The organism is Maribacter chungangensis, assembly GCF_042676845.1.
Lineage (GTDB): Bacteria > Bacteroidota > Bacteroidia > Flavobacteriales > Flavobacteriaceae > Maribacter > Maribacter chungangensis.
The window spans coordinates 167559-177907 of the sequence record NZ_JBHTHY010000011.1 but is presented as its reverse complement, the minus strand read 5'-3'; the positions used below and the strand labels follow the sequence as shown (position 1 = coordinate 177907).

12 protein-coding genes are annotated in these 10349 nt (G+C 40.3%); 4 read left to right on the top strand and 8 right to left on the bottom strand.

The features are described from left to right. The 5 genes from ACFQZJ_RS13050 to ACFQZJ_RS13030 all read right to left on the bottom strand — a co-directional run bounded on the left by ACFQZJ_RS13050 (window position 1) and on the right by ACFQZJ_RS13030 (window position 7462). On the bottom strand, window positions 1-1203 hold the full coding sequence (locus ACFQZJ_RS13050) for a Pycsar system effector family protein (RefSeq protein WP_379935118.1): 1203 nt from the start codon (window positions 1201-1203) through the stop codon (window positions 1-3). A gap of 98 nt (window positions 1204-1301) precedes the next feature. Beyond that, window positions 1302-5018, bottom strand: a complete 3717-nt coding sequence (locus ACFQZJ_RS13045; protein ID WP_379935116.1) for a hypothetical protein — start codon at window positions 5016-5018, stop codon at window positions 1302-1304. A gap of 93 nt (window positions 5019-5111) precedes the next feature. Next, window positions 5112-5795 carry a head GIN domain-containing protein gene (locus ACFQZJ_RS13040; protein ID WP_379935114.1) on the bottom strand — a complete coding sequence of 228 codons (684 nt, stop codon included), beginning with the start codon at window positions 5793-5795 and terminating at the stop codon, window positions 5112-5114. A gap of 96 nt (window positions 5796-5891) precedes the next feature. Beyond that, window positions 5892-6074 (bottom strand): hypothetical protein, encoded by a 183-nt coding sequence (locus ACFQZJ_RS13035; protein ID WP_379935113.1) that lies wholly within the window; start codon window positions 6072-6074, stop codon window positions 5892-5894. Window positions 6075-6106: 32 nt separating this feature from the next. Next, window positions 6107-7462, bottom strand: coding sequence for an NAD-dependent succinate-semialdehyde dehydrogenase (locus tag ACFQZJ_RS13030; protein ID WP_379935112.1), 1356 nt, complete (start codon window positions 7460-7462; stop codon window positions 6107-6109). 200 nt (window positions 7463-7662) lie between these two features. Between ACFQZJ_RS13030 and ACFQZJ_RS13025 the strand changes: the two genes are divergently transcribed. Genes ACFQZJ_RS13025 through ACFQZJ_RS13010 form a run of 4 tightly spaced genes read left to right on the top strand, consistent with a single transcriptional unit; the run spans window position 7663 to window position 9022 of the window. Next, the gene (locus ACFQZJ_RS13025) at window positions 7663-7992 is read left to right on the top strand and encodes a YtxH domain-containing protein (protein WP_379935110.1); all 330 of its coding nucleotides are present in this window, start codon (window positions 7663-7665) and stop codon (window positions 7990-7992) included. Next, complete coding sequence (locus tag ACFQZJ_RS13020) at window positions 7992-8342, top strand: hypothetical protein (protein WP_379935108.1); 351 nt, start codon at window positions 7992-7994, stop codon at window positions 8340-8342. Before ACFQZJ_RS13025 ends, ACFQZJ_RS13020 begins: the two co-directional genes overlap by 1 nt. Further along, window positions 8339-8545: a DUF6327 family protein gene (locus ACFQZJ_RS13015; protein ID WP_379935107.1), complete on the top strand. Its 207-nt coding sequence runs from the start codon at window positions 8339-8341 to the stop codon at window positions 8543-8545. Before ACFQZJ_RS13020 ends, ACFQZJ_RS13015 begins: the two co-directional genes overlap by 4 nt. A 27-nt stretch (window positions 8546-8572) precedes the next feature. After that, a complete protein-coding gene (locus ACFQZJ_RS13010) occupies window positions 8573-9022 on the top strand; it encodes a DUF305 domain-containing protein (RefSeq protein ID WP_379935106.1) in 450 nt (149 codons plus the stop codon). A gap of 260 nt (window positions 9023-9282) precedes the next feature. Here ACFQZJ_RS13010 and ACFQZJ_RS13005 read toward each other — a convergent pair whose 3' ends face one another. The 3 genes from ACFQZJ_RS13005 to ACFQZJ_RS12995 form a co-directional block, all read right to left on the bottom strand. Beyond that, window positions 9283-9477, bottom strand: coding sequence for a DUF2652 domain-containing protein (locus ACFQZJ_RS13005; RefSeq protein WP_379935105.1), 195 nt, complete (start codon window positions 9475-9477; stop codon window positions 9283-9285). Window positions 9478-9576: 99 nt separating this feature from the next. Continuing rightward, window positions 9577-9759 (bottom strand): hypothetical protein, encoded by a 183-nt coding sequence (locus tag ACFQZJ_RS13000; RefSeq protein WP_379935104.1) that lies wholly within the window; start codon window positions 9757-9759, stop codon window positions 9577-9579. Between the two features lie 53 nt (window positions 9760-9812). Next, window positions 9813-10322: a peroxiredoxin-like family protein gene (locus tag ACFQZJ_RS12995; protein ID WP_379935102.1), complete on the bottom strand. Its 510-nt coding sequence runs from the start codon at window positions 10320-10322 to the stop codon at window positions 9813-9815. Window positions 10323-10349 lie beyond the last annotated feature (27 nt).

Here is a 10349-nt window from a genome sequence, read left to right as displayed (position 1 = left end):
TTAGTTCACAACCTCCAACATGCGCTCGGGTCCATAATAGTGAAACGCAATACCAAAGGAAATTACGGAAAGGATGATTCCTACCATAAATACAGTATAGGTCCATCGTAGAATCCTATATTTTCGTTCCAAAACCACACCTAGATAATACAAATCCTTAGTTAAGGAATTATAGATGTAATCCTTGTCCTTAAGCATTGTGGCGATGGCCTCTTCGTAACTTTTTAGTTCCATTTTATGAAAATTCCCAAAAAACAATAGATTAACTTTTTTATTTGCTACATCCTCCTTTGTAAAGGTTCCGCTGGTGACGTTAGGCCGTGTAGCACTAATGGACATTACCATAGATACAATACTAAAAACAATAAAAATCAAAGTTGGAACTATCAAATAATCATTGGACGGATTATCCAACTTTGGCAATAAATTTGACAGGGCCAACGATATAATTATCGCATTGACAGACAGGAGAATGTTCGATTTGGTATCCGCAATATCACTTAACTTGATATGGTTTCTCAGCGTTGTTCTGTAAAGCGTTTGTACTCCCCTATCGGGAATCTGATTCTTAAATTCAGCCTTAAGCTTTTCTTTTTTGATTAAGCGCTTGTCCTTTTTACGGTCTCTGGCCAGACGTCTTAGGTTTTTATCTTTCCCTTTTTGCCAGTTTTCCTTTGCATAATCGGTATAATAGCGATGTTTTGTTCTTAATAGTTCTATGTTCTTGTTCCGCCATTCCTTGGGCGTGTAGTCTTCACTTCCCGTTCTTTGAAGTTCCTCCCTTAACATTTCGGAAATGGAACGAAAATCCTTTTTGGCCAAATGTCCGGAATCTGCATCGCGCAGAATCATTTCTAGTTCTGTTTTGGGTTCATGGGTGATTCTGGTCGCCTGTATGAGTTGACAGATTTTGTTTATATCGGATGTGGCGTACTGCTCTTTCTTCAGAAAATCATTTGCGTATTCGCAGCTCTTATCCTCATGATCTACCGCACCATGAATGTAGCCGGTATCATGAAACCATGCAGCCAACAATACAATTTCCTGTTGTAATTCTGAAAGTTCCATAGCCTCCAACAACTCCATGGCATTGGCTACTACGCGTTGCGTATGCCTAAGGTTGTGGTATAGGTATTCCGACCCTAACTCACTTGACAATAAATCGGTTACTTTTTCCGATGCTTTTTCTATAACTGTTTTCATTTGTTTGTTTTTATCGCTTAAAATATATCTTTAAAACGATGTCTTACCCTACCAACGGGCAGAACGGTTTATTTTTTTTCTTTCTTCTTTACAGCGACCTAGAATCCAAATCCCAACCCAACCTGAAACAAATTACCTTCAACCGAATTAAAATAGCCCAGATTAAAGGCCAAATAATCACCGGCACTTGCCCATACGCCAAGTCCTTGTGAGGTATGCCAGGTACTGGAATCTTCGTTAGGTTGCCAAACCCTGCCGTAGTCGAAACCGCCAAAAGCTCCAATCGTAATTGGCGCCAAAGCGGTAACATATCTTTTTAGGCGAAGGCGGAGGTCAGACGAATGATAGAGATAGGATTTTCCTGTGAAACGCTCGTCCCTGAAACCTCTCAATCCATTATCGCCACCGATAGAAGGTGCATGATAAAAGAAATAGTCGTTTCCAAAATTTGTTTTGTATTCCGCTTTAGTACTCAATACAAGATTACCCGAAGAAATCAATTTCTGAACAATTTCGGTTCTGAACTTAACATAGCCGAAGGTATTGGAGTTCAAGGCAACGTTGGCTTTGTAACCCGCAGTGACTCCAAAATAAAGGCCCTTGGTGGGAGAATCATCCGCATCGTCATTGTAATAATAGGCCGAGGTTTCCGCACCTACATAATTTTGACGCTCGAAAATAGGAGTTGTCAGATTTACTGAATTAAAAAATCGATCATCCATTTCCTCTACATCAAAAGATTCAAATAGCGCTTTTACACGCAAGGTATGATAGGCAAATCCTGTACTGAGCTTCAACTGTTCTGTACGGGCACGGTAAAAATCCCTCCCTAGCATATCTTCTTGATTGCTACTTTCATTACCGAACCCAAAAAAATTCTGGGCATACCGTTGTGAGGAGACATAGCCGTCCACTTCAAAATTCCATCTCGGGAAAAGGTTCGCCCAAATACCGTTATAATTCAGCTCAGTAGCTTTAAAATTGAAAAAATAGTTGGCACTCAAGGTATGCTTTTGACGAAACGGATTACCATTGAATCCGTTATGGATAAAGGTATTTTTAAGTCCGATGGAAAAACCATCATCGGTTCTGAAATCGAAATTAGGTACCAGTATATTTCGGTCCGGTTTAAAATACCGCCAATGAAATGTATTGGTTTTGTACACATCGGTCAGTTGGTTCAAAGGTCGCTTTCCTTCAAATTCGCTCTCTTCGTACGTCCATTCGTACACTTTCAGCTTTTTTCGATTTTTAATATCAAAATCGTCTTTCCCGTAGCCACCGATCAACCTTATAAAAATATCAGGATTTTCTTCTCCATACACCTCAAAATTATCATTATCCCCTAATCCATAAATCCAGATTTCATCTGTCTTAGCACTTTCGAATATTCGTTCATAAAATTTCTCATTTTTCTCATCGGACAACAATCTTCGCATCACGATTTTTGTTTTTCCATCCGGTAGCCGTTCTATTTTGATTTGATCATCTTTCTCGGAGGCATACAAAACGACTCTATCTTCAAGATAGACACCATAATCCTTCGCGTATTTCGGCAGGTTTTTCAACCTGGCTTTTAAGCTTTCTTTTATATAATTGGAGGTACTGTCCTGCACCTCTTTTGGCAACCTTAAAAACGCTTGGTCAATAGTTTCCTCGGATAGATTTTCTTGAATGAATCGCGCCTCTTGCTCCCAACCCTCGGCACTGTAGTTGTTTAAAATAACCCTGTCCAATCTGCTACCATTGTAGTTCAACCATTTTGTATTCTGTATGGTAGGCCCGTAGGACTGCCATTGCCGGGTAATGGGAATAAACCATTGAATAATATCGATTGCGGTACCATCGAATTTAGGGAAGGCATTATCACGATCTCTGGGTACGGGCATAAACTCTTTATTACCATTTTCTTTCTCGTACTCTACCCATCGCCACTGGTCCTCGTGCCGGTCCCAATCTCCCAAAAGCATATCGAATACCCGGGCACGCACATAACTCTGTTGGTCAACGGTATAGGATTCATCGCTTTTGATTTTCTCCAACATATCGGTCGTACTTTCAAAATCGGTAATTTCTCCTTTTTCATCAATTGCCCTGCGATAGCCTTTATAGTTCAATTGTTCATCGGATGGGCGTTGTTCAATAAAATAGAGTTCGCCACCAAATTCCAAATTATAATTTCCTAGATTTTTTTGTTTGGGAACGTGAAACAATCGGGTATCCGCATGGTTCACATCCACAGCTTTTGCCATAGGGTTAATGACCATTTGCATGTAGGGGTGCGCCGTGGTAAAGAAATCTGAAATCAATCTTTCTGGCAAGGTTCCCATGTAATCATCCTCTGTATAGGCTACTCCGGGCACGCTGAACTTCAAATATTTAAGTGGGTCTTTTCGTAGCGATCGCATTGCGAATTCCCGCTGGTATCCATCTTCTAATCGAATGGAATACGATTGATGACCGCCTCCTTTTTTTGTGACTTGGAGTCCACCGTAAAGCGTATCCAAATAGGTTACGGGCGCTGTTACCGCCGTATGGTAATAGCTACGGTACCGCTCACCCCATAAAAATTTAAAAAAACCACTTCGCTGCATGTTTTTTTCAGGACCATAAACGGAGTCTAAGACGGTTTTCGCCATATTTTCATCAAAATTGTTAGAGAAATAATCCGCTTTAAATTTATCCAACACTTGGATCTGAACAGGCTCCTTATCTACTGTTATGAAGTGAACTTCAGAGGATCCGTCTTCATAATAGACAAGCTTTGCAAAACCAGTTTCTCCGTATGTAAAATGTCCTTTGAAGGGCAAAATACCACCAACCGTTTTAATACTTCCGTTTGTTCTTTTAGTGGGCGAACTACTGCCCAACGAACCGCTTACCACCTGATGTATGTTACCTCCTGAAAGGTATTGGAGGCTTGCATCATGACCGGAAACTACGGTGATTCTATCCGATGCTTTAGCCAAGGTGCTGACCAAGATCCGTAAATGATTGTACCTTCTTGACAGGAAATTGTCCGGAGAAAAAGCCCCTAAATTATTGATGCCATTTACTACGGAACCTACAACCGGAAAGGGTAGCATTTGGTCTTTGAAACTACTATGCCCTGCAGACGCACCATTACTGAAAATTGGATGGTGCATGGCAATGACCAAGTTCTTGCCTTGGGCATCGTTAATATATCCTTCCAATTCTTCTGCAAACCGTCTGCGTGTAACGATATCCGTACACTTCCTATTCACACCTTCTACCCTTGACCAATTGGATATGAACCATTTAGAATCTACCAACAACAAATCCAACGAATCATTGATTACCCTAAATTCTAGTGGACACCCGTTTTTTGGGAGAACGTAATCATCTTGGGTATTAACATCGTCCAAGTACTCTTCCATTTTCTGAATAGAATCGATATGCTTGCTCTTCCATTCATTGTTTCCGGGAAGAAAAGTTACAGTTCCCTTAAAATCCTTTGTGAGCGCCAACTGTTGATCAATTAAGGCTGTATCTGACCGCCACATATTTTTGTTCTCGGAAATATTATCCCCAGTAAACAAAAGTGTACTGTTCTCCCGGGCATTTTTCAAGTGTTCTTTTAAAAGGCTCGTTATTTTTTCATTTCGTTTATCATTTTTATTACCAAAACCTCCCGCAATGTAAATCGTATGGGAGACTCTATTATCGGTTGCGATTACATCTTCTAAGTTTTGCCCCATTTGTAATCGGTGGGTAGCACAACCCGAACCTAGAAGTAGCACCACCGCCACCAACAGTTTCAAATAAGAGCTTGTATATCGTTTTTTCTTTTTCAAAATAGCTATGTGGATTGAAGGTGTTTGTAAATGAAAAAAGGGATTGGGTATGACCCCGACCCCTATTTTAATGTGGTTTATTAAATTTTATGACTATTGTCTTACAATTATGGAACCACCAAAAGTTTTGTTTTTGCTCACATTTTCGGGGTTTCCAAAAATCTCTATTGTACCCCCAGCTGTTACGGTCGCCTCAACATATTCATCGGCATGAACCCATGCATCACCACCGGCAAATACATTTACATCGGCCTGCTGCGCTCGTAATTCTTTTCCGCTGAATTCGCCTCCCGAACGCACTACAACTTCTAAATTAGGTGCTGTTCCATTGGCCATTACTTCACCCCCGGTCACCGCTTTTACATCTAAATTGGTGGTATTTACCGCTACGTTCACAGTTCCGCCCTCTTGGGCATTCAGGACCAAATAGTTACTATCGATTTGATTGTCCGAGGTAATTTTGGCTCCTTCGTTGGAGTCCAGCATGTTAATTTCCTGCGTATGATATAGTGTAACTTCCGTCTCATTACCGTCCAAAAAGTTATCCAGTTCCATACGTATTTTTAAAGTACCGTCATTGTTGACTATTTTTACCTCGTCTACATCGTCGCCGGTAACTACGGCTTTATTCTCAGACGACTCAACCAAGGTTACGTTAATTTGGTCAAATGCTTTGACTCCATCATATTCCTGTAATGCTATAATTTCTGTCTGTGCGGTAGCTGTTAGCCCTATTAAAGCGGTAACAGCGGTAATTATTGTTCTCAGCCTATTCATCTTCCTTAATTTTAGTTATACTTCATTTCTGTAACAAAAGTAGGTGGATAACTGCGCACATCTTAGCTTCATCCGTTCAATCCTTAATGCCAAAAATCATACCGCCTCTGGGCTACCAAAATAGAAAACAGAGACAATCAATCCCGCAATTAGCAGAATTAAAAATCCAACCACGATATACGCAGCGGTAATTGTAATTCCGTTTTTTTGAAAGATATAATCTCTCGTAGGTTCCTCGGGTTCTTTAATGAATTTTGTTTCTTCTTTTCCTTGTTTCATTCTATTTGTTTATTGTGTTTAATATTGTTCCTTTATTTTCTGATGTAAACAGTTTTCTTATTGACGAATTCCAACATGCCTTCTTTGGAAAGTTCACGACCGTATCCCGAGTTTTTTGTTCCGCCAAAAGGAAGTCTTGGGTCGGATTTTACCATTTCGTTAATAAAGAAAGCACCATCCGGAATAGCTCCGACCATTTTTCTGGCAGCATCGATATCTTCTGTAAATAGCATGGTGCCCAGACCAAAAGTTGAATTGGCTGCAATGGAAATGGAATCCGCCCGGTCTTTAGCGCGAACGATGGCTGCCACCGGCCCGAAAAGTTCGTCATCAAAAGCTGGCATTCCCGGAACTACTTCTTCCAAAACCGTTGGTTCAAAATAGTTGCCATCCCTTAGATTACCGTGGGTCACCTTTGCGCCCTTGTTGACAGATGTGCCGATCTGCTCTTCCAAAGTAACTACCAAATCTTCCCGAGCCATCACTCCTATTTCTATATGAGGCTCCATAGGGTTGCCCGATTTCAATAATTGGATATGCTCCTTAAAGGCAGCTACAAAGTTGTCATAAATAACATCGACTACCACAAAGCGTTTCGCCGCGATACAACTCTGTCCCGTGTTCTGCATTCTGGCTTTTACAATGGTTTCCATGTACTTTTCCAAATCGGCATCTTCCCAAACGATACAAGCGTTATTGCCACCCAGCTCCATGACGGACTTTTTTAAATGTTTCCCGGCCAATTCGGCAACTGCCTTGCCAGCCTTTCCGCTACCGGTTAGGGTAACACCTTTAATTCGTTTGTCCGCAATACAGTTTTCAATACTTTCATGATCCGTTAAGATGGTTTGGAAACATCCCGTTGGATATCCTGCATCGATAAACAACTGTTCAATAGCAAGGGCGCATCCGGTTGTATTACTGGCATGTTTTAATAGTATGGTATTTCCAGCGGTCAAATTGGGTGCGGCAAAACGAATAACCTGCCAAAAGGGAAAGTTCCATGGCATTATAGCTAAAATTGCACCCATTGGGTCTTTACTAATGAAGCTCTCATCGGCGTCTGTTACTATCAACTCGTCTGCCAAAAACTGGGCTGCATTTTCTACATAAAAATTGCAACAATGCGCACATTTCTCAATTTCCGCAATACTTTGTGATATGGGTTTTCCCATTTCCCTTGTCATCAGTTCGGCATATTCCTGCTTTCTCTCCAGCAAGAGTTCCGATACCTTATGTAGTAACTTGGTTCTACTCTTGATGGATTCCAATTTCCAATTTTCAAAAGCGCTGGCTGCATTGGCAATACTGGTAGTTAACTGCACCGGAGAATGCATCGCATATTCTTTAATCGTACTTCCATTATATGGGTTTGTCGTTTTGATCATATTTTATTTTTGTTTGTTCTATTTTTATACTAAAGTAAGGTCTTACCACCTCTTTTTTTTATCGCTATCCGATTTCATATTAACCCTTCCGCAGTTTCCGCGTCCAAGTCAATCTTTTGCGCTTTTGGGTCAACTCATTCTCTAGGTATCCCCCATCTTTGTTTCCATAAATCAGTACTAATCTTAAAAATTACACACAAATGAACGACAATGGAAATACTTTTTTAGGAGTTCTTGCAGGTACCGCAATCGGTGCGGCATTGGGAATTCTATTTGCACCGGACAAAGGTTCGGCCACAAGAAAAAAAATAGCGGAACAGGCAGAGGCAACACGTGATAGTATTGCAGAGACCACCTACGACATTAGAGATAGGGCGGCAGAAACCGTCGCATCAAAAAGGGAGTCTTTAGATAACCAATTGGAACATATAGTTTCTGATGTTAGTCACAAAACAGAAGACGTCATCACGACCTTAGAGAAAAAATTATCCGAGTTGAAAGCTAAGAACAAAAAACTTCAAAAATCATAATGGGAATTATCGATGCATTGGATGAGACCAGCTCGGCCGCCGTTGAAAAAGGGGAGGCTTACGTTAGGGCAACCAAAAAATATTATCAGTTAAAACTATTTCAACAATTGGCGATAATTTCGACCATGGGTACCAAATACGCTATTTTTGGTGTACTTGGCACCCTTGGTCTTATTTTCATCTCGGTAGCCGGTGCATTGGCGTTAAGTGTTTATTTTGACAATGCAGCCATCGGATTTATGTTGGTAGGAGTATTTTTTATCCTAATGTTAGGAATTGCCTATGGGAATCGAAAGCGCATTGAAAAGAAAGTTATCCGTAAACTATCAGAAAATTATTTTGACTCATGAAACAGAAACAATACACCTCCATGGAGGATATAAGGCTGGACTTATTGACTTTAAACTTACAGCGAAAGATACAGATGGAAGAACTTAAATTAACGCACCATCAGTTTAAAGAAGATTTGAGCCCCATGAATTGGATCGGCAGCTTGTTAAAAGGAGTCAAGAAATATGGTGCCCTATTGCTTTTGAAAAAGCTGATTAAATGAATAGACCCTCCTTTTAAAACCATAACAATGAACATGTACAAAAAATTCGCACTCATGATGGCGGTATCTTTTATCATCATGTATGGGGTAATGTTCCTAAATGTAGATGTACCGGACCACGTAATGTTTAGCACCACTAGAACATATATGACCTTATTGATGATTGCCCCCATGGCCATATCCATGTTGTTGTTCATGTGGAATATGTACAAGGACAAACGAGCAAATTATATCATTTTAGGAGTCAGCGTAATCGTTTTTGCAGGCACATTATCTATGTTACGCAGTCAAAAATTGATTGCCGATGTGCAATGGATGAAAGCAATGATTCCGCATCATTCCTCGGCAATTATGGTTAGTCAAAAAGCGCACCTAAAAGACCCTGAGGCAAAACAATTAGCTAAGGATATTATAGCGGCACAGAAAAAAGAAATCGCTCAAATGAAAGAAATGATTGAACGGTTGGAGAAGGAATAAGTGTTAAACCGATATGCCTTTTCTCATGAGCTACTTTACTTGTTCTTATTCTAGGATCCAACTTGGTATTCGATACAGCAACAATAGATGGCATTATGCTGCAAACGTATATGCACGCATTACAACTATTTCACCCCTCTTCAAGAAAATTCCATAATGTTACCGTAGCTATATTTTGCCTTACTTGTATGGGGTAACTTTCCTTGTTTTCCAATAATTTCCCCTATGTAAAATTTTGACCTATAATTTGTTCGCTATATTCATTCATAAGTGCTTGGGATACTACGATATATTCGGACAAGGGAATTCATTTTAACAAATCGATAGGCGACTACTACTTCTTTCCCCAATAATTTAATTCTGGAGCCAACTTTTACCGGGGCAACTGCGCTACCGTAATGTATAATAATTTTGCGCTTCCAAGACCTCGGAGAGCGCTGTGGTCCTGCCCACAACGGGATATGTTTTCTTCAACTTTTGCTACTGTTGTAAAACTCCGTGTAGAAAAATTTACACGGGATCATTAGCTCCGCTAAACGCGGTAATTGTCCCCACTAAAAAAAGAGAACGGCGTCACCTTTAATTTCAGAAACGTTTAGTCCAGTTTCATTGGGGTAGGTAAAATTGTTCGGTAATGCAGGAATAAACTCGGAACTAAGTTTAAAATTGGCATCGCTCATAAACTGGGTAAGGCCGCTAGTGTCCGGTATACAAATAAAAGCAGGTAGAGCTCTCATAGGAATATTTATAATAGGGTAAAGAACTTATTAGGAAACCATATCAACCAGTACTACGCACCTCCCCTGGCCGGAAATCCATTTTTTCCTACGTAGTCGATAGCGTTTAGAATATCGTCCCAATCTGGTCTCGCAAAAGGCATAGTCTGAACCGAACTTGCGTAAAGTGTTCTATCTGGACGGACTAGAAAAAGTCCAGGTTCGCTAAATTGTCCAGGTTCTTTATATGAAATACTTTCAGAAACAAAAAGCCCCCAATCGCGAGCAGTGGCTATTGACAAGTTATATCCTATGGGCAACTCTGGAATGTTCCAGTCCTCGCCTGACTTTTTTGCACGTTCTTCGGTGTCACAACTAATTCCGATGACATGCACCCCACGTTCACTGAATTCCTTCAATTTCTTGGCTAAATCTTCCAGGTAAATTTTACAAATTGGACAATGCGATCCCCTGTAAAAAATCAACATAGTAAACGTATCACTGCGTTGTTCGCTTAAGGTCCACTGCGTATCGTTGATTAAGGGTAATGTTAGATCGGGTACTTCTGTTTTTGGTTTTATCATGAGTTTTATTTTTAAAGGTTAAAAGTA